Annotated in this window: 16 protein-coding genes, 1 pseudogene and 1 other annotated feature; of the genes and pseudogenes, 12 read left to right on the plus strand and 5 right to left on the minus strand. The window is 37.1% G+C overall.

Translation table 11 applies throughout. The annotated features are described in order from the left end of the window. Positions 1-53 precede the first annotated feature (53 nt). Positions 54-836, plus strand: a complete 783-nt coding sequence (locus tag CCK98_RS14255) for a class I SAM-dependent methyltransferase (protein WP_088087193.1) — start codon at positions 54-56, stop codon at positions 834-836. Positions 837-1,395: 559 nt separating this feature from the next. Here the strand turns inward: CCK98_RS14255 and CCK98_RS14265 are convergent. Then, entirely contained in the window at positions 1,396-2,013 is a 618-nt protein-coding gene (locus CCK98_RS14265) for a TetR/AcrR family transcriptional regulator (protein ID WP_088087194.1), read from the minus strand. A gap of 168 nt (positions 2,014-2,181) precedes the next feature. On the opposite strand from CCK98_RS14265, the gene CCK98_RS14270 reads away from it, so the two are divergent. From CCK98_RS14270 to CCK98_RS14295, 6 genes and pseudogenes are all read left to right on the plus strand, one after another. Beyond that, the gene (locus CCK98_RS14270) at positions 2,182-3,366 is read left to right on the plus strand and encodes a YhgE/Pip domain-containing protein (RefSeq protein ID WP_088087195.1); all 1,185 of its coding nucleotides are present in this window, start codon (positions 2,182-2,184) and stop codon (positions 3,364-3,366) included. Positions 3,367-3,740: 374 nt separating this feature from the next. After that, positions 3,741-4,173: pseudogene (locus CCK98_RS14275) on the plus strand (VOC family protein). 337 nt (positions 4,174-4,510) lie between these two features. Beyond that, complete coding sequence (locus CCK98_RS14280) at positions 4,511-5,098, plus strand: dienelactone hydrolase family protein (RefSeq protein ID WP_088087196.1); 588 nt, start codon at positions 4,511-4,513, stop codon at positions 5,096-5,098. A gap of 167 nt (positions 5,099-5,265) precedes the next feature. Further along, positions 5,266-6,357 carry a DUF3626 domain-containing protein gene (locus CCK98_RS14285; RefSeq protein ID WP_088087197.1) on the plus strand — a complete coding sequence of 364 codons (1,092 nt, stop codon included), beginning with the start codon at positions 5,266-5,268 and terminating at the stop codon, positions 6,355-6,357. Between the two features lie 282 nt (positions 6,358-6,639). After that, positions 6,640-6,875: a binding site (T-box leader), on the plus strand. Positions 6,876-6,935: 60 nt separating this feature from the next. Further along, positions 6,936-8,285: an amino acid permease gene (locus tag CCK98_RS14290; protein WP_088087198.1), complete on the plus strand. Its 1,350-nt coding sequence runs from the start codon at positions 6,936-6,938 to the stop codon at positions 8,283-8,285. A 315-nt stretch (positions 8,286-8,600) separates the two neighbouring features. Beyond that, entirely contained in the window at positions 8,601-9,581 is a 981-nt protein-coding gene (locus CCK98_RS14295; RefSeq protein ID WP_088087199.1) for an NADPH:quinone reductase, read from the plus strand. A 312-nt stretch (positions 9,582-9,893) separates the two neighbouring features. Here the strand turns inward: CCK98_RS14295 and CCK98_RS14300 are convergent, their stop codons facing one another. Both CCK98_RS14300 and CCK98_RS14305 read right to left on the minus strand, forming a co-directional pair. Continuing rightward, the gene (locus CCK98_RS14300) at positions 9,894-10,292 is read right to left on the minus strand and encodes a DoxX family protein (protein WP_088087200.1); all 399 of its coding nucleotides are present in this window, start codon (positions 10,290-10,292) and stop codon (positions 9,894-9,896) included. A gap of 90 nt (positions 10,293-10,382) precedes the next feature. Continuing rightward, a complete protein-coding gene (locus tag CCK98_RS14305) occupies positions 10,383-11,261 on the minus strand; it encodes a pirin family protein (RefSeq protein WP_088090409.1) in 879 nt (292 codons plus the stop codon). 69 nt (positions 11,262-11,330) lie between these two features. Here CCK98_RS14305 and CCK98_RS14310 point away from each other — a divergent pair, with 69 nt between their 5' ends. Together CCK98_RS14310 and CCK98_RS14325 are read left to right on the plus strand one after the other, a co-directional pair. Further along, positions 11,331-11,669 carry a helix-turn-helix domain-containing protein gene (locus CCK98_RS14310; RefSeq protein ID WP_088087201.1) on the plus strand — a complete coding sequence of 113 codons (339 nt, stop codon included), beginning with the start codon at positions 11,331-11,333 and terminating at the stop codon, positions 11,667-11,669. 906 nt (positions 11,670-12,575) lie between these two features. Beyond that, entirely contained in the window at positions 12,576-13,397 is an 822-nt protein-coding gene (locus CCK98_RS14325; RefSeq protein WP_088087204.1) for a squalene/phytoene synthase family protein, read from the plus strand. Positions 13,398-13,725: 328 nt separating this feature from the next. Here the strand turns inward: CCK98_RS14325 and CCK98_RS35360 are convergent, their stop codons facing one another. After that, positions 13,726-13,893: a hypothetical protein gene (locus CCK98_RS35360; protein WP_179195804.1), complete on the minus strand. Its 168-nt coding sequence runs from the start codon at positions 13,891-13,893 to the stop codon at positions 13,726-13,728. A gap of 562 nt (positions 13,894-14,455) precedes the next feature. Between CCK98_RS35360 and CCK98_RS14330 the strand changes: the two genes are divergently transcribed. Further along, complete coding sequence (locus tag CCK98_RS14330; RefSeq protein ID WP_088087205.1) at positions 14,456-14,923, plus strand: hypothetical protein; 468 nt, start codon at positions 14,456-14,458, stop codon at positions 14,921-14,923. A 226-nt stretch (positions 14,924-15,149) separates the two neighbouring features. Here CCK98_RS14330 and CCK98_RS14335 read toward each other — a convergent pair whose 3' ends face one another. Then, on the minus strand, positions 15,150-15,779 hold the full coding sequence (locus CCK98_RS14335; RefSeq protein WP_088087206.1) for a homoserine/threonine efflux transporter: 630 nt from the start codon (positions 15,777-15,779) through the stop codon (positions 15,150-15,152). Between the two features lie 141 nt (positions 15,780-15,920). On the opposite strand from CCK98_RS14335, the gene CCK98_RS14340 reads away from it, so the two are divergent. Together CCK98_RS14340 and CCK98_RS14345 are read left to right on the plus strand one after the other, a co-directional pair. Further along, the gene (locus CCK98_RS14340) at positions 15,921-16,748 is read left to right on the plus strand and encodes a TrmB family transcriptional regulator (protein WP_088087207.1); all 828 of its coding nucleotides are present in this window, start codon (positions 15,921-15,923) and stop codon (positions 16,746-16,748) included. A 263-nt stretch (positions 16,749-17,011) separates the two neighbouring features. After that, positions 17,012-19,327, plus strand: a complete 2,316-nt coding sequence (locus tag CCK98_RS14345) for a xanthine dehydrogenase family protein molybdopterin-binding subunit (RefSeq protein WP_088087208.1) — start codon at positions 17,012-17,014, stop codon at positions 19,325-19,327. Positions 19,328-19,432: the final 105 nt, after the last annotated feature.

Below are 19,432 nucleotides of genomic sequence, written 5' to 3' on the forward strand. Positions count from 1 at the left end.
GGATTATTAAATTCCTTTATAATTATAACAAACAAAAAATAGATTATTTAAGGATGGCTGATAACTTGAAAACAAAAGCTAAATATCAAACTTGGATTCGAATTTACAAACTACTTATTTTTTTGGTTATTTCACTCATTCTTCTCTTGGTTACATTTTTACAGGTTAATTTATATCTGCGCGTCCTGTCAGGGATTTTAGCGTTGCCTTTTATTTATATAGCATTTATACTTTCTTATTCTGTTTACCAATTCGCAGCATTTGGGGGGAATTATCAGTCAAAAATACATGATTTAATTGTTGCCAAGGTGAATTGGGATGGAAAAGGAAAAATACTAGATATAGGAACAGGCAGTGGTTCACTGATTATTAAACTGGCAATGACTTTTCCTAAGTCCTTTTTAACTGGAATTGATTATTGGGGCGGGAATTGGGAATATTCGAAAGCTCAATGCCAACAAAATGCTGAAATAGAAGGGGTCTCTGATAGGATTGATTTTCTGAAAGCAAGTGCTGCAGAGCTCCCTTTTAATGATGATGATTTTGATGTAATTGTAAGTTGTCTAACATTTCATGAAGTAAAAGATAGAAGAAATAAAACTGAAGTAATTAAAGAGGCATTAAGAGTGTTAAAACCTGGTGGTGAATTTGTCTTCTTAGATTTGTTTATGGATGAAAAAATATTTGTGGATGAAAAAGAGCTCTTAAAAGTCTTAAAGAACCATGGTGTATCTGAAATGAATGGCTACAAACTTGCTAAAGTAATGAAATTGCCAAAGCTGTTATTAAACAAAAAAGTATTAGGAAATGCAATGATTTTGAGTGGAAGAAAATAAGTGAATACTAATTTGCTTGTGAAAATAGCAATGTCTTTTCTATTATAACGGTAACTACTAAATTTAGGAATTCGTTTCCCGGTTTTGGGTTCCTTTATTTTAGCTGTTGGGTTTTTGGGAATATGCCCTTCTGCATGAGACGATCGAAATAAAGATTTCATAAAACGAATTCGATGAGCCAAACTTGCAGGCTTAAGGACTTCACTTGATTTTGCTAAATAAGCTTTTAATTGAATTGATCCGTAGTGAGCGTATCAAGTTGAACATCATTAAAAAAGCGTATAAGTAAGCCGGACTGTAGTTTTTATGCTTTTAATGTTTGCGTCGAAAAGCCTTTAAGACGTTTATCAGATTCATACGTTTCCCATCCTTGAGATAATAACAAGTTCATCTCTCCCCAAAAAATTCTTTTTTTCAGGAATTATTGACCTGTTTCACGAAATTGAAACCGCACTCAGTTCTTATTAAGTTAAAAGGGCAGGTTAATTGAATAAGCAAATAAATCATAAAGGAGACTACCTGTTTTTTCTAAGGTAATCTCCCTTTTTCATCGAAGGATTTACTTTTTCAAACCAGCTGCAAAGAAGGGTCCATTAACTGTTATGGTTGATAGGATTTGAGCCATTTCTTGAGGAGATTCTTTCCTGCCACTATTCAACCATTGTTGAATTACACCTATATGTGCAGACGAAATGTAAGAAGCTAAATATTGTCCTGGCACAAGTAAATTTTCCTCCTTAATAAGTGCGTTTGGATCATTTCCAAACAGCGTTTTCCACATAAAATCTTTCAGCCTTGTTTGAAAGGTTAAATCGCCTTTTGGACCTAACACAGCTTTCATAAAACCACTATTTTCATTAAGAAACTCAAATATTAAAACTGCAAGGGAAAATGGTGTTGCATTCGGTGAGTTAGTTTCAAGTGCAGCAATAACACCTGGTAAGTTCTTTTTTGCAAGTCTGGACATCTCAAGCATAATCTCTTCTTCGCATTTGGTGATTAAATCAAATTTGTCTTGATAGTGTGCATAAAATGTACCCCTATTAATTTTTGCTCTAGTTGTTATGTCCTTAACAGTAATGGTATCGAAACCATTTTCATCTATCAACTCAACTAGTGCATCTCGGATTGATTCTTTTGTCCGAATGACCCGTAAATCCGTATTACTATCTCGCAAGCTACTTCCTCCTTAATTTTATCCAACACATTTATTAAAGATGTTCCATAACCAACACATCTGCCATTTTTGATTATTGAAACAGAACTTGATTTCACTTTATAATTTGAATGTAATAAACAACAAGTTGTTCATTATTATAACGCAAAACCAAGGAGGATAAAAAATATGTTCAAAAACAAACTGGTATTGCTGTCACCAATCATTGCATTGGCTGTTATTTTTATTTTTTCACTAACATTATTTCCATCAGTACAGCCACAACCCAAAAATCTGCCTATTGCAATCGTAAATGAGGATGAGGGAGTGCAAATCCCTAATCAACCTGAAATGAATATGGGTAAAACCATCGTTGAAGCGATGCAAAAAAATTCAAAAGCAACAACAGATGAAGACACTGCTGTAAAATGGGTTGAAGTAATAACAGCAGAGGAAGCACAAAAAGGAATGGATAATCAAAAATATTATGCAGCATTGGTCATTCCGAAGGATTTCAGTGCTAAGCAGGCATCATTAAGGACACAAGCACCTTCTTCACCTGAAGTTCAAATATATATCAATCAGGGAATGAATACAGCAGCTTCAACGATGGCAGGACAGGTCTTGAATGGAGTAGTTGACAATATGAACAATAAAATTCGTACCCAACTACTTGATGGTTTTGAAAAACAAGGTGCACCTTTAACAGCAAAACAAGCTGCAAGTTTAGCAACTCCTATTTCAAAAAAAGTCACAAATGTTAATGAAATTGGTACTAATAGTGCAAGCGGAAATTCTCCTGTTTCCTTATTTCAGCCATTATGGATAGGAAGCTTGGCAGGTGCTGCTATTATCTTTATCGCTGTTAGTAAATTATCAATTACAAATCGGAAAGAGAACCTTATCGCAAAGATAGGACAGATTTTAATAGGTGTGGTCGTTTCCCTTGTCGTTGGATTTGGTTTAACTTGGCTGGCAGGTGATATGGTAGGACTCCATATTCCACAGTTTACGGACACAGCTTTATTCCTTTCGATTACTTCCTTTTGCTTTTTCCTAATGATTTCAGCGGTACTTTCGTGGTTGGGAATCAGAAGTATCGGTATTTTTGCCTTATTGTTATTCTTTGGGGCACCATTGCTTTCAATGGCTCCAGAAATGATGTCTCCATTTTATCGAGATTGGATTTATTCTTGGTTACCAATGCGATTTATGATACAAGGTTTGCGTGATTTATTCTTCTTCGGAAAAGGATTAACTTGGAGTTCGTCCGTATCTACCCTTGTATGGATTGGAGCAGTAAGTATGGTAATCATACTAGCTTCTGCTTTAAAACTTAATTCAATAAAATACAAAACACAAAACCAAAATTAGAGGGTTAACAATAAACAAGCCGTTTCCTTATGGGAAACGGCTTGTTTTAGCAAAAAGTTTGTGAATAAACGCACTTCAACTAACGGGTGCGTTCGTTGAACAAGCTAAAGGCAAAATTCATAATCATTATTTTGATCTTCCATTAAAGGGCGCTTTTCTTTAATAAGATTGGATCTTCTATAATCGTCCGCGATCATCTAATAAAGAATGTAAGTGTAACGTAAAAAATTGTTAGTATTCAGTTATGTTTTTGTTGACGAACGTACGTTCTGTGATTTAAAGTATATTTATGGGTAATAATGGTTGGTGGTTACTGCCACTTGGAAATTTCTTAAGCATTGTAAAAAAAGTTAGAACTAAGGAGCTGTTGAATGATGTCAATTAGTTTGAACCCGTATTTGTTTTTTGACGGTAACACGAGAGAAGCGGTCCATTTTTACGAGAAAGCGCTTGGCGGGAAAGTGATGGGTATCATGACGTACGGAGATATTGCCGGCGGACCCGAATCATCCGTTTACGGATGACATGAAGGATCGCGTTATGCATGCACACTTGAAAGTAGGCGACGCGGATCTCATGTTCAGCGATACGTTCGCAGGCATGCCTTATCAGCCAGGCGATACGATTCAGATTGCCATCCATCCCAAAGAAGAGGCTAGAGCTAGAGAAATCTTCGCCGCTTTGGAAGACGGCGGACAAGTCATTATGCCCCTTCAGAAGACGGATTGGAGCCCCTTGTACGGGCAAGTAAAGGACAAGTTCGGCGTTACTTTCAACGTGAATGTCCCAGGAGAGCAACCGCAGTAATAACAAACAGACTTCCGCTCCACCAACAAACAAAGCCTCCTATTCGCGAATGGCCAGGAGGCTTACTCAATTGCAAATACAATGGTTGTGTGGCTAATGAGTAAATCATACGAGGCCAAGCTTCTTCAATAATCGGGCGCTTTTCTGGAACATGGAAAGCGTCTTTTTTATCGGGCCAGTTTGTTGAACAACACTTGGTAGTTAATTTAGATATTTATGTAAATAATTGAGATTGTCAAGGAATGTACTTAAAGTAACTGTCAGGTTAGTTGAACAAGAAATGATATAATATGGTATTAATTTGTATAATGGGAGTAGCTGTTCAAGGAGTTACAAAATGATTCAAATACACAAAAAGTCTGGTACTGTAATCATTGTAATACACGAAATTTATGGAATTAACCAACATATGCAGAGTTTTTGTGAATTATTATCAAAACAAAGTTTTGATGTCATTTGCCCAAATTTATTAGAACGAGAGACACCTTTCGATTATTTTCAAGAGGAAGTTGCTTATCGTAATTTTATGGATAACGTTGGATTCGCTTACGCTTTGCATAAAATAAAAGATATATTATCAGATGTTAAAGATGAATACGAAAAAATATTTATCATTGGATTTAGTGTAGGGGCAACTGTTGCTTGGTTGTGTAGTGACGAAGAATGTGTCGATGGAGTAGTTGGATACTATGGTTCACGTATTAGGAATTATGTGGAATTAACACCACAATGTCCTACAATGCTATTCTTTCCGCAAGAAGAAAAATCATTTAATGTGGACGAGTTAATTTCAACTTTAGAAAATATCGAAATACATAAATTTAACGGAAAACACGGATTCAGTGACCCTTACTCTCCACAATATAATGAAAAATCAGCACAAAAAGCATTTAGTGAAATGGTGAATTTTTTAATGAACCATTAATTAAATATATAGAGGTGTTATTAAGATAACGGGTGCTAATGCTCAAGAAGGATCGCTGCGGCGGTCTATTTTTTCTTCCACTAACGAAGCAGGTTTGTTGAGAAGGAAAAAAGAAACTTTTGTTGAATATTAGGTTAAATTCGATGAAAGGAGAGAATCGTATATTCATGGAATTATCAATGTCTCAATTATTGGCTTTAGAGAATATTACAAGGTATGCAAGGAACAATAGACATGAAGCTAAAGAAACAATTAATCACATACTTAAAATGTCTAATATCTCGGATAAAATATTTGAAAATGCTGTTGTTAAAATAAAGGCTCACGCAAAGATAGGATTACATTTTCATCCAGATAGACCAGATTCAACTATGAAATGCGTTGCTGAAGCACTGTTGGAGCAGGGAATATATAAGAGCCAGTTTGAAACATTTATATCTAATGGCAGCGTATCCGCATACCCAGGTGGGGAACGCGACCTTTGGGAGAAGAGAATTTTTGGTGGAGCATATCAACTGGAGGGCACAACCAATAACCAACGTCCTAAATATGGGGCACTAAATTTGATGTTGCACCCAGATGGACCTGCTCCACGTTTTGGATCATGCTATTTTCTTCTATCCCCCAAGGTTTCATATCGTTCCACTTACACCTATTTAGATTCGCATCAAGGCCCAAAAGAAAAGGGTACCAATAAAGAGTTTGACCTCATTTTGGCTGCACTCTTGGAAGAGGCGTTCTTAAGAGATTTTGCAATTGGCGAAAGAAATCTGACACCAGCAAGTTTAATCAATCATTTGCTGGTTAATCTTGAAAGACCATTTACGGACCCAGCAAACAAAGAGCCTAACCGCAATCTTAATCACTATATTGAAGCCCAGGTTCATGGTGATATATCACTCAAAGAAGACGCGGAAGTGCTTGTTGCAGATCCTTCTTTCAAGGAAACTTATGTAGGGAGAATCTTGGAACAAATATGCCATAAGTATTCCATTGATCTGTATTGGCACAGGGGCTTTGCTCTTATGGTAGATGAAGTTCCTTCTGATTTTAGAGGTCCATCAATGCCTTCCTTGGCAAAACGCATTGCACAAAATAATTTTATCGATGCAAAGATAATTGGATCTGCCGTATTGGATTTAAACCGCAATCCTGAAACTTGGAGTGATCGCGGAACTTATAAGGAGGTACTTCAGGAATTAAAACTATTGTGGCACGTTTTAGTGAGATATGGAAAGCAATATCCGACATTGAAATAAAGGTGAATTACGAATGCGATTCTTCAATAGGAAGGTCGCTCGGGGAAAAAGTAGGGGGTTAATTCAACTAACGCATGCTTTATTTGTTGCCACTCGTAAGTTCTCCCAAGAGATTAGGCATCATATTATATTTTTAATAGTATTTTACTGATTTATATAGCTATTTCATCACATATTCCTATGATTTGTTTCTTTAAAATTATTATCTTTAAAAAATATTGACAAATTTACTTCTCATCCGTATAGTATTGGATATTATAAAAAATATTCAGATATAATTTTCAAAACGCAAAGATCAGGAGTAGTAAAAGCTCATTATTCGGTAAAGAGAGCTGCGGGTTGGTGCAACGCAGTCCAATGATACTTTGAACTTGCCTGGGAGTGGTAAAGCGAAAGATTAGAGTTAATCTATTCTCTGGTTTTAACGATTGACCTTCGTTACAAGGTTTTTAAAGCAGGGTTCGAAAAGAGCCAATAAGAGTGGTACCGCGGTAAGCTTATGGCATATCGTCTCTTTCTTCATTTGATTATGAAGAAAGAGACGATATGCCTTTTATGATTTTTTGGGAGGTTAGGATATGGAAACGGACAAACGGAATTTACAGAGGACAATGACTTCAAGGCATATTACGATGATGGCATTAGGCGGTGCCATTGGGGCAGGTTTATTTAAAGGAAGCAGTTCAGCAATTGATATGGCAGGCCCATCCGTAATAATTGCTTACTTGATAGGGGGCATCATCCTATTATTCATCATGCAAGGTTTAGCTGAAATGGCGGTGCGTAATAGCGGTGCAAGAACATTCAGGGATCTTGTCCAATCTATTTTAGGAAAGTATCCTGCCTATTTCCTTGATTGGATCTATTGGAAAATGTGGGTATTGAACATCACGGCCGAATCAGTCGTTGCGGCTATTTTCATTCAATATTGGGTGCCTGAATATCCAATCTGGATACTTGCATTAGCTGTTTCGGTGTTAGTTACAGCAATCAACTTGCTATCAGTAAAGGTTTTTGCTGAAACGGAGTACTGGCTTGCTTTAATTAAAATTACCGTCATCATTGTGTTCATCATGGCTGGATTATTGTTGCTGCTCGTGACTTTTGGTGATCATACAGCAGTCGGTTTCTCTAACTTGACTGACCATGGCGGTTTCTTCCCGAATGGATTAACAGGTTTAATCACGGCGATGCTGGTGGTAATTTATTCATATGGCGGTACAGAAATTATCGGGGTCACATTGGCAGAAACGAAAAATCCCGAAAAAGTGGTTCCAAAAGCCGTTCGCAGTACATTGGTCAGGATCATTTCTTTCTATATCATTCCATTTTTCATCATCGTTAGTTTAATTCCTTGGAACGAAGTAAACGGGGTGCCTGAAAGTCCGTTTGTGATGGTCTTTCAAATGATAGGGATTCCAGGTGCTGACCATATTATGAACGCCGTTGTTCTAATAGCGATTATTTCATCGATGAACTCTGGATTGTATGGTTCATCCCGCGTTCTGTATACACAAGCCGTGGACGGTCGCATTCCGAAAATCTTTTCAAGTTTATCCAAGAAGAAAGTTCCTGTTTACGCAATATTAATGTGTACTTCCACTTTATTTGGCGGTGTACTGATTTCCTTATTTGCTGGAAGCAAGACCTTCGATTTCCTGATGGGATCGCTGGGATATACCGTATTATTCATCTGGTTGATCATAGCCTTCGCCCATTTGAAATCACGTAAACAACAGCCCGGAAAAACAAGTGCCTATTCAGTTAAATGGTTCCCGTATACGACTTGGGCTGCAATCATCGCTTTAATTACGATCCTGATCGGAATCATTTTCACGACATCCATCATCGTAACGATCATTACACTTTGCATCTACATCTTTATTACCTTAACGTATGTATGGAAAAGACGCCTTAACAAAATCTAGCAGAAGTGATAATTAATAATAATTGAAATAGATGGTTATTATCATCAAGCCTTACTTAAGGCAGCTCATTTAGCCACTACACTCATGCTAGACCTGTTCTTCAATTAACGGGTGCTTGATTTAAAAACCAGAGCTGTCATTTAGGCAGCTTTTCTTGTTTCACTAACGGGGCAGGTTAGTAGAATAAGCAATCGTTTTTTAAAGAGTAGAAGTAGTAATTTAATATCCGAATTTGTGAGAACTAGTAATTCAATCCTAGATATTACTGTGAATTCTAATCTTTCGATATATAATAACTACGAGGAGGTTGGTAACATGAAAGCAATTCAAGTTACACAATTTGGTGGACCTGAGAAATTAGTATATACAGACGTTGAGGATGTAGTAGCAGGAAAGGGAGAGGTATGTGTTCGTTTATATGCGGCGGGTGTCAATCCGAGTGATACTTACACATTAACAGGTACATATGCGTTTTGTATACCTCAGTTGCCTTATACCCCAGGCTTAGACGGTGCAGGGATTGTGGAGTCTATTGGAGGAGGAGTCACAAATGTTCGCGTTGGTGATCGTGTATTTATTGCATCCTTAATGCAAAGTAAAAGTCCAGGCACATTTGCACAAAAAATAGTATGTGATGCAACTTTGGTTCATTCATTACCAGACCATGTATCTTTTGAACAAGGTGCAGCATTAGGAGTACCTGCATCGACTGCATATCGTGCATTATTTCAACGTGCCTGTCTGAAGCCTGGTCAGACCGTATTTATTCATGGAGCCAGTGGTGGGGTTGGATTACAGGTTGTGCAAATGGCGAAATCTCACGGTGCTAAAGTGATTGGAACAGCAAGTAAATCAGAGGGTAAAAAAATGGTTCAGCAAGCTGGCGCAGATGTTGTCATTGATCATGTGACAGAAGCAACGATTGAAGATGTGTTAGCCTTAACTGATGGCAATGGACCTGATGTAATTATTGAGTTTTTAGCAAATATTAATTTAGAAACAGATTTAAAGCTGATTGCACCATTTGGTAAAATTGTAATAGTTGGAAATCGTGGTTCCATAGAAATAAATCCACGTCTTGCAATGCAAAAGGAATGTGATATTTTAGCAACAGCCCTTTGGAACGCACCAAAAGATGAATATGAACAAAGCATTCATGGTGTAATTGGCATGCTAAAAAGTGGCGCACTTAGTCCGATTATTGGTACAACTTTGCCACTCCAGCAAGCATCGCAGGGCTTTGAACAGCTAGCAAAAGGTATAGGAAATGGTAAACTTGTTTTAACAATTGACTAATTATTCTGCATGATTATTAATAGACTCATTCAAAAGCTTTATTAAAAAGAGCTATATTGAAAGATTGTGAAAACTTGTACTTAAAGTAACGGGTGCAAGAGTTTAAAATTGGGATTGCTGTGCAATCCCTTTACTTGTTGTACTAACGTAAGCAGTTTAGTTGAATAAAGAATGTCGCTGCCTGTCCCATACAAAGACCTTTTAACCATTATAGAAATGCTTAATGATGGTTTCACAACAAACGCTCAGAATTAGCTTCTGAGCGTCTGATTCCTTGAATCCAAAACATTTGCCGTTATAAATGGATATAATTTAAAATAAAATAGCATCGAGTGAATATTGTCCTGCACCCGTAAGAGCTACACCAATTGCTACAACTAATACAGCAAGACAGTATTCATATCCACCCTTTGTAATCCAGTAACCATTTGGTCCGTGGACTTTTAAAATCCCTACTACCATTGTTCCAGCAATCACAATACCTGCAAGAGGGGTAAGTAACCCTAACGCAAACATAGCTCCACCTATTAATTCCGATAGGCTAGCGAGTAACGCCATTGTTACCCCTGGTCTTATTCCCAATTTTTCAAAATGCTCCCCAGTTACTTTTAAACCACCGCCGCCACCAAAGCCGAATAACTTTTGGGCTCCGTGAGCTATGAATGACAATCCAATTACTAAGCGTATTAACAATAAACCTAACCCTATCATCTTTTTGCTCCTTTAATTATCTTTAATTATCTTTATTTAATTTGTTCGTTGATGAGTTAATCAAATTCACTCAACTATTTCCATAAATCTTTAATCTACTGGAGTTTCGAATTTACCCTCCTGATAATCCCGATAAGCCTGTCGTATTTCTTCTTCTGAATTCATTACGAAAGGTCCATATGCTACTACAGGTTCTCTGAGAGGTTCACCTGCAAAAAGAACAAGTCGTAATTTTTCGTTTGCAGAAATGTGAATACTGCTCATTTCCCCATCATTTACGGAACCTAGCCACATTGCTTGCCCTTTTTTCGCCTCAACTTTATTTTCACCAAATGTTCCACTTCCTTCTAATACATAAATATAGCCATTATAGGTACCAGGAAGGTCTTGACTAATGGATGCTCCTTCTTCCAACACCATTTCTACAAACGTGACAGGTGCGTAATTCAGGGTGTTCGATACAACATCTCCAGACGAACCTGAATATACTCGAATTAAGGCACCGTTCTCTTGACGAACAGGCATATCTTTTGTGTGCATATTTTGATAACGGGGTTTTACCATTTTATATTTACGAGGTAGATTAACCCAAAGCTGAAGAAGATGAACTGTTTCACCGTCAAGTGGTGATTCATTATGGATCACTCCTCTACCAGCAGTCATAAATTGAAGGTCCCCTTTTTCTAGGATTCCACCCGCCCCCGTAGCATTGTCATAATGATTAAGCCTTCCGTCAATGATAAATGTTAAGGTCTCTATACCACGATGGGGATGCTCACTAAATGCTCCTTTTTGAAATTTATCTTCCATTAGTAATAAGAACGGGTCATAATCTACCCAGTTGCCAGGTGCAAGGATAGGACTTGCGGTATGAATGTTGCTTATTTTTTGTTCGGTTACTGTCCATACTTTTTTTATTTCACGACGTTTAATATTATTTGCCCCCTTTTCATAATCATAATAAACCATTAAAATCAAATATATAAGTATGCACTTTGAAGATATATAGTATGTAAAAAGATACTATTGGAGGTAAAGATGAAAATAAAACCTGAATATTGTAAAGTACACGATGCTCTTTCCATCTTGGTTGGGAAATGGAAGCCTATCATCTTATTGTATCTAATGTCGGAAGGCACAATGAGATATGGAGAATTAAAAAAAGCACTTGTAGGCATTACCCCCAAAATGCTAACAAATCAATTACGAGAACTAGAGGAGGAGGGGCTCATAAGTCGAGAGGTATATCGTGAAGTCCCACCTAAAGTGGAATATTCTATAACCGAATATGGAATGACATTGAAGCCGATTTTAGATTCAATGCACGAATGGAGTATGGAACATAAAAAGAAAAAATTGAAAAATACAATGGATTAACATTTCCTTCCTTGTGATAATGAAGACATAAATACATTTTCTGAATTTTGTTCTTCAACTAACAGATACCCAAGGTAAGAATCGATTTGATGAAAGAATTAAAACTTTTATAAAGGACAATGGACGATTAACAGTAGTACAAATTGAATCGGATGATGTTGGTGGATTAAAGATATCTTTTCTGATGGATATGTACTTGAGGCTTTTCCAGATAGTTCAGAGGAAGATGAACAAAGTGAACACTGGAGGTTCTTTAACAGAAAAGATAATAGTTCACATTTTGTTTTACTGGAAAGGGAATCGAAAAGGTTTGAACTTGAACAACATTGTGAAGAAATGTACTTACACTAACGGGGTGCTTTACTTCAATGGTGGTAAGGCATTTTCTTATTCAAGTAACTTAGCAGGTTAGTGGAATAACACAAATGGGTGATTATGGTATAATTGGATTTTGAGGGGGTGTCTATAGAGCATAGTTCTCCAAGCATTTATTTGCTCAGTAATAATTCACGTAACTTATTTTTCCAGTATATTTTTAGTAGGTTATATAAAAACGTGCCTTTATAAACCTGATATTGCAAGTGAGTGGGATAAAATAGATACACTTCAAAATGAAGTAGCGTTTGGTATGGTCATTTCTCCTGTTCTTTCTCTATTAACATTTATAGGAGTGGCTGTTATTTGCGGAATTATTATATTATTGTATAAAAGATTGTTGAACTAACTGGGCGATGCTTCAATAATGAAGGTTTGCTTGTTTTTTTACAAATAAAGCAGCATGTTTATTTAGTAACAAGGGCTTGAATTCCGTGTTAGAACTTTATTATTAGATATTTTATATAGTGGGGATAATACCACTTCAATTAAAGAAAATTTGCATGTTGACAAAAAAGGGGGCAATACAAGATGAGTGAAGCAATCAATTTACATAGAAGTGCAATAAACATGTTGATGGCGACAAGCCGGACCTTCTTTATTCCTATTAGTCATCTACCGTCAGGATTACAAGAAGCTGTTACATCCGCTTACTTATGCATGAGAGCTATTGACGAGATTGAAGACCACCCCCAACTCCGATTGGATTCCAAACATAATCTATTACATTCAATCAGCTCGCTCTTGAAAAACCCCTTCAATAATAAGGAGTTAATGGCTTTATTTCACCCATACCACTCCCTCCTACCGGAGGTTACCTTACGATTTGGCGATTGGATAAATCTTTGTCCACCGACAATTGTAGAGAATATTTCGAATGCCACATCTACTATGGCGAAGGGGATGGCAGACTGGGCTTTAAAAGAGTGGCGGATTAAGAATGAAGAAGATTTGAATGAATACACATTCTACGTTGCAGGTTTGGTAGGAGTTATGCTCTCTGATATTTGGAAGTGGTATGATGCTGTTGAAACGGACAGGGAACTATCTATAGCCTTTGGTCGTGGCTTACAGTCTGTCAATATTCTTCGCAATCGTTCTGAAGATTTAGAACGCGGTGTTGATTTCTTTCCCGATGGATGGGAGTTAGAAGATATGTTTATGTACGCCCGACGTAACCTAGCATTGGCTGACGTTTATTTAGAGGATATTAAACCCGGTCCGATCCTTAATTTTTGTAAAATCCCGATAGCACTTGCTCATGGTACACTTGATGCTTTAACAGAAGGGAAGGAAAAAATGAGTAGAGCTGCCGTAACTCAAATTGTTAGTAAAGTAATAAATAGAAAATAAGATTCTACAATATATATTTTTATCTGTGTCCTTTTTATTTTGACTAACGGATAGAATGAGGAACCCCTCAAATGGAAAAACGAAAGAAACTTTTGAGGAATATTCTAAGTTAATAATTTAACAAATATTCTTTTCAATTAAAAAATTTTTCCCTTGTTAGACTAAAGGGTGCTTTCCTTAAGAAATGGCTGCCAAAAACGGTAGCCTTTTTCTTATTGAGCTAACGTAGCAGCTTAGTTGAGGAAGGAATTGTTCATTAACGTCGTATTTGACACAAATTGCGAAAAAAATGAACTGTACTATGAAGACAGTTCAATTAATAAGTATTTTATTTTTTAAGTGGGGAAATGACATTGTTATAAAAAAATCTTTCCCATTTAGCCAACAAACCGTTTCCATTTTCACCACGTTGTATTTTCATTTCGTGGTTCTTATGAAATTTTGCTATTCGTTTATTATGTTCCTTTTGCCATTGATGGAGAGCAACTTGTTTCATTTTTATTTCTCCTCTCGTTTAATACCCTAATTATATAGGTCTGGTTGAAAATTACAAAGTAAATTTAGACTTAAACTGTGTAACAGCGAAATGGAGCCCAATAGGGAAAAACAGGTATTGATCCTGGACTTAAATAATATTTGGTATGTCCAATTATATAGTAATTATAAGGGGGGCTACCCATAATAGGCAGACCCCAGTTTCCAAAAAGGGGAGCAGGAAAGCCTTGATATATGACACTATCCGTACCGGTAATAACAACAGGCATTAGATCACAACTTTCTAAGGGTTTTATATATTTTATGACTTTAAAAAATTACAGGTGATTGTTTTTTGAGTCCCTAGGTAGCTATTAATAAAGGGGCTTTTACTACGCAGTTCGAACAAAATGTGTAAAAAAAGTTGCTTGTTAATTTAACAAGGTGCAAGGTATACATTGGGATAGCTGTAGTGATCCCTTTTTTATTGCACTAACGATGCAGGATAGTTGAATAAGAAGATGCATTTTATTTAGCAAAAGAGGACACGTTATATATAAGTTGATACTGAAAGGACTTATAAAATGGTTAAAGTGGTTATTTGGTCTATATTTATTATTCCTTGGATTTCTTTGATCTTTTTAGACCGTTCAGCAATTCGAAGATATATGCCTGTTGCTCTATTTGCCACAGTGCTCAACACTATATTGGCACAAATGGCTTGGACATATAACTGGTGGAAATTTAAAGAGACTCTTTTTAGCTGGGACAAAATAGCACCATTATTTACTGTATATAGCATATTCCTAGTTGGGACAATATGGATATTTTATTTTACATTTCGTAAATTTTGGATATATATTATTGTTAATTTAATAATCGATCTCTTCTACGGGATAGGTCTTACTAAAATGTTAAACAAGCTAGAGATAAGAGAAACTGGTAGTTTCTCTCCACTCAAAAATCTTTTGACAATGACAATACTAGCCGTCATTCTATATCTTTATCAGTTATGGCAGGAAGATATCTATGATCAGGAAAAAGTTAAGTAAAATTCATTAGATTCCTTTTATAAAGAAGGACTTTTCTTCAACTACCGGGGTGCTTATATATAACAAAGGGTTGCGGTAAGCAGCTCTTTTTTCTTGTTCCACTAACGAAGCAGGTTAGTTGAACAATGATGTAAGTTACATGTTTGAAGCAAATGAGGACAAAAAAGAAAAACCGTTCAGTTGTCTGAACGGAGAAAGTTGAATTAGGAGTGTTAATAAATGAAATTTAAATCCCTGTTTTAACGCCAAAACCTAGTAAAATTAAGCCAGTTGATTTTTGGAATACTTTCTGGAATTTGGAGTTATTCAACCATTTTTTTGCGTAATCAATTACATAAACAAGGGTTAGAAACCACAATACAGCAAGTAAAGTAAGGATTGATGCTAACACTATCAATTGCTGATTTACATTTCCGTTCAAATCGATAAATTGAGGCATGACAGTTATATAAACCAAAACAGTCTTTGGATTAAGAACATTACTAAGTAATGCTTGCATAAAGGACTCTTTATTATGCCGACTTGAAGAATTGGTAGGTGCATTCGCTTGTGCTTGAATTTCCTCTAAAGAAAACACACTTTTAGCAAAAAAACTTTTTATACCCAAATAAATTAAGTAAGCGGCCCCCAAATATTTGATTGTACTAAAAAGAATTACAGACTTTGCAATGACAACAGATAATCCAAGAATAGCAATAAGCGTCCAAAAAGAAAGTCCCGTTACCATTCCGAGAACCGTATAACGTCCAGCTTTTGGACCATATCTGAGCGTGTTTTTCACCAGGAGCATAGTATCTGCTCCTGGTATAACAACCATCATTGCAGCAATTGAAATGTATGTTAGTAAGCTATCCATGTTGTTTCTCCCTTTCCTTTCCAATAGTGACTACCAAAGTAACTACTTATATGAGTATATCAGAAGCATTTGGAAATAATCAACAGATTTTGATAAAATATTAGTTACTAAGGTAGCGACTAATATTATGTTGGAGGGTTTATGAAAGAAATCATTTTTGAAACATTAAAGAATCTAAATTTTACCGAATATGAAGTGAAAGCGTATCTTACCTTATTGGAGGAATCTCCATTAACTGGATATGCAGTAGCGAAAAATTCTGGTGTACCACGTTCAAGAATATATGAAGTTCTAGATAGTCTCGCCATACGAGGAGATATTCTGGTTAGTCCTGGAAACACGCCACAGTATACTCCTGTTCCTGCAAAGGAGCTAATTAAAAACCGCCGAAGGGAAGCAGAAGAGAATTTTGAACTGGCAGAAAAATCATTAGCGGAGTTCGAACGTTCTGCAAATGACCGTGAAAATATCTGGAATATCACGGGACGTAATGAAATACTCGATAAGGTAAAAAATTGTATATTATCTGCAAAAAAAAGAATTCTCTTAGAGATTTGGAAAGAGGAATTCGAAGAATTGGAGTCTGAACTAAGGCAGGCAGCAAAAAGAGGGGTCAACGTAACAATTATTGCTTATGGGGAAATCGCCTCTGATTTTGCTAATGTTTACCTTCATTATATGGGTCATGAAATTACAGAAGAGTATGGTGGACGATGGATTGTTATTAGTGCAGATGATTCAGAAGTAGTAGCAGGTATTGTCTCGCTGGGGAAAGATAGCCGTGCAGCATGGACAAGGCATGTAGGTTTAGTCATGCCAATTACAGAAGTCATGATTCATGATTTGTATCTCATGGAAATTATGGAGAAACATAGAGAACTTTTAGAGGAAAGTTTTGGGGAAAACCTCGTGAATTTACGCCATAAATTCTCAATTCACTCAGATTTTAAAAAACATTATGTAAAATAAATTTGTACTATTGTCTGTTTTATACAACATAAGAAGAAGAACAGCTTTCTTCATAGCAAATAGGTTGTTCTTGTTTAACTAACGGGTGCGATTGTTCAATTAGAGCAGTCGCTTTTCTTTTTCCACTAACGGTTCATTGTAGATTAGATTAAGGAGAAATCATCATAAGGTTTATTTCTACGTATCTGTATTTATCTTTATGTTCGCGAATATTAATTTACAGGGATAGGTTTCATGAAATTCGGCGGTTAGGAGGGATCGACTTGGATGTAATCGGAAAAAGTGTCATACGTAAAGAGGCGTGGGATAAAGTGACGGGCCGGGCGAAATACACAGATGATTACCAATCGATCGGGATGCTTTCTTGTAAAAAGGTCATCAGTCCATATGGGCACGCTAGGATTACTTCGGTTGAAACGACTGAAGCGTTAAAAATACCTGGAGTTAGGGCGATTATCGCAGGAAAAAATTTTCCTCTCACAGGTGAGGCGATTCGCGATCGCCCACCAATTGCTGTTGATAAAGTACGTTATCACGGGGAAGTAGTTGCATTAGTTGTCGCAGATACTCCAGATCAGGCTATGAAAGCAGCCTCACTGGTTAATGTGTCCTATGAATTATTGCCTGTAGTAAATTCACCAACACAAGCCTTCCAAAGGGATGCTCCCCTCGTCCATGAACATTTAGGCGAATATAAAAAGGAGGAAGATTCAGGTCCGGTTCCGGGAACAAACATAGCTCACCTTACGAAAATTAGAAAGGGCAATATGGATAAAGGATGGGCTGACAGTGAAATAACAGTAGAAGCAAGTTATTCCTTTGCGCCTTCCGACCATGCCGCAATGGAAACAAGATGTTCGACTTGTGAGATTTTACCAGATGGGACAATCAATATAACGACTTCTTCTCAGGCACCTTTTATGGTCAAAACACTTATAGCTGATTACTTTGGTGAGGATATAGGGAAAATTGTGGTTCACACGCCGTTTGTTGGAGGAGCCTACGGTGGAAAGGCACCCGTTCAGCTTGAAATACTTGCCTACTTAGCATCTAAGGCTGTTGGTGGCAGACCTGTAAAGGTTTTCAATACCCGTGAAGAGGATATCATTACATCTCCATGTCACATTGGCTTGGATGCAACAGTTAAAATTGGGACCGACCGTATAGGGAAAATTAAAGTGATGGAAATCCTTTATTTGTGGGATGGGGGTGCCTATTCCGATAAAGCGATTGATGTAACGAGATCAGGTGCAGTCGACTGCACAGGTCCCTACAATGTTGAGAATGTTTGGTGTGATTCGTACTGTATGTATACCAATCATCCTTATGCAACCCCATTTAGAGGATTTTCTCATTCCGAGCTTTCCTTTGTGGTTGAAAGAACAATGGACTTACTTTCTCAAAAATTGCAGATGGATCCGCTTGAGCTCCGTTATATAAATGCCATTAGGCCGGGAAATACGACTCCGACAAGGGTTCTTTTAAATAAAAGCAATTTAGGAAACTTACCACAATGTATTGTGAGAGTAAAAGAGTTAATCAAGTGGGACGAAGGTCCAATTAAAGTGATAGATGAACGTTTTGTTAGAGTAAAAGGCGTTAGCTGCAGCTGGAAAACGTCTACGATTGATACTAACGCTCCTTCAGGCGTTATATTAACATTTAATCGGGATGGAAGTATCAATTTAATGTCAGGTATTATCGAAATTGGAACAGGAACCAAAACTGTGCTTGCTCAAATTCTTGCTGAGAGACTAAAAATGGATATCGATGAAATTCATGTTCGAATGGAAGTGGATACCCAGACAACGCCAGAACATTTTAAGACCGTTGCTAGTAGGGGAACATTTATGGCAGGTAGGGCTACCTTAAATGCTGCAGACGATGTGATTAAGCAATTAAAAGAAGTGGCTTCATGTGTGTTAAGAGCACCTAAGGAAGATCTTGAAGTGGCGAATAGTCGGGTGTTTTTAAAAGATGATCCATCCATTGGGCTCCATTTTAAAGAAATTGGCTATGGTTATAAGTATCCAAATGGTAACGCTATTGGTGGTCAAATCATTGGCAGAGGAAATTATATATTACGTCATCTAACTCACTTGGATCCTGAAACTGGAGCAGGCAAGCCTGGTCCGGAATGGTCTGTTGCAGCATATGGTGTAGAGGTAGAATTCGACCGTAAAGATTATACTTATCGACTTGTTCATGCGGCGACGGTGCTGGACGCTGGCAGGGTGATGAATAAAAAAGCAGCATTAGGTCAGGTTATGGGGGCAATGAGTATGGGGTTAGCATTTGCTGGGAGGGAAACATTTTATTTTGATAAGTTAGGGAGGGTTTTGAATCCACAGCTTCGGACCTACCGCCCGCTCCGCTATGGAGAAAATCCTAATTACTTGGTTGATTTTGTTGAAACTCCACAGATTGATGCACCATATGGAGCTCGTGGAATAGGAGAACTAGGGTTAATGGGAATGCCTGGGGCCCTCGGTAACGCATTGTCCTTGGCCGCTGGTGTTTCGCTTCATAATCTTCCATTAATTCCAGAATTGATTTGGAAAGCAAAGGAGAATAAATAAAGTATATCCGATGGAAAGGTGTTCAGTATCATAGAACTGGCTGCCCAAAAAGCAGCCTTAGTTGAGGAAAGTTGTGAATAACATTTGCATAAAAACTCGCACATT

It is taken from the genome of Bacillus sp. OV166 (assembly GCF_900177675.1).
Lineage (GTDB): Bacteria > Bacillota > Bacilli > Bacillales > Cytobacillaceae > Neobacillus.

Bases quoted from the DNA above. Each gene is read 5' to 3' on its own strand.
- CCK98_RS14325 (WP_088087204.1), top strand. From the start codon at position 12,576: ATGAGTGAAGCAATCAATTTACATAGAAGTGCAATAAACATGTTGATG.
- CCK98_RS14270 (WP_088087195.1), top strand. From the start codon at position 2,182: ATGTTCAAAAACAAACTGGTATTGCTGTCACCAATCATTGCATTGGCT.
- CCK98_RS14280 (WP_088087196.1), top strand. From the start codon at position 4,511: ATGATTCAAATACACAAAAAGTCTGGTACTGTAATCATTGTAATACAC.
- CCK98_RS14295 (WP_088087199.1), top strand. From the start codon at position 8,601: ATGAAAGCAATTCAAGTTACACAATTTGGTGGACCTGAGAAATTAGTA.
- CCK98_RS14290 (WP_088087198.1), top strand. From the start codon at position 6,936: ATGGAAACGGACAAACGGAATTTACAGAGGACAATGACTTCAAGGCAT.
- CCK98_RS14330 (WP_088087205.1), top strand. From the start codon at position 14,456: ATGGTTAAAGTGGTTATTTGGTCTATATTTATTATTCCTTGGATTTCT.
- CCK98_RS14310 (WP_088087201.1), top strand. From the start codon at position 11,331: ATGAAAATAAAACCTGAATATTGTAAAGTACACGATGCTCTTTCCATC.
- CCK98_RS14340 (WP_088087207.1), top strand. From the start codon at position 15,921: ATGAAAGAAATCATTTTTGAAACATTAAAGAATCTAAATTTTACCGAA.
- CCK98_RS14255 (WP_088087193.1), top strand. From the start codon at position 54: ATGGCTGATAACTTGAAAACAAAAGCTAAATATCAAACTTGGATTCGA.
- CCK98_RS35360 (WP_179195804.1), bottom strand. From the start codon at position 13,893: ATGAAACAAGTTGCTCTCCATCAATGGCAAAAGGAACATAATAAACGA.
- CCK98_RS14335 (WP_088087206.1), bottom strand. From the start codon at position 15,779: ATGGATAGCTTACTAACATACATTTCAATTGCTGCAATGATGGTTGTT.
- CCK98_RS14285 (WP_088087197.1), top strand. From the start codon at position 5,266: ATGGAATTATCAATGTCTCAATTATTGGCTTTAGAGAATATTACAAGG.
- CCK98_RS14305 (WP_088090409.1), bottom strand. From the start codon at position 11,261: ATGGTTTATTATGATTATGAAAAGGGGGCAAATAATATTAAACGTCGT.
- CCK98_RS14300 (WP_088087200.1), bottom strand. From the start codon at position 10,292: ATGATAGGGTTAGGTTTATTGTTAATACGCTTAGTAATTGGATTGTCA.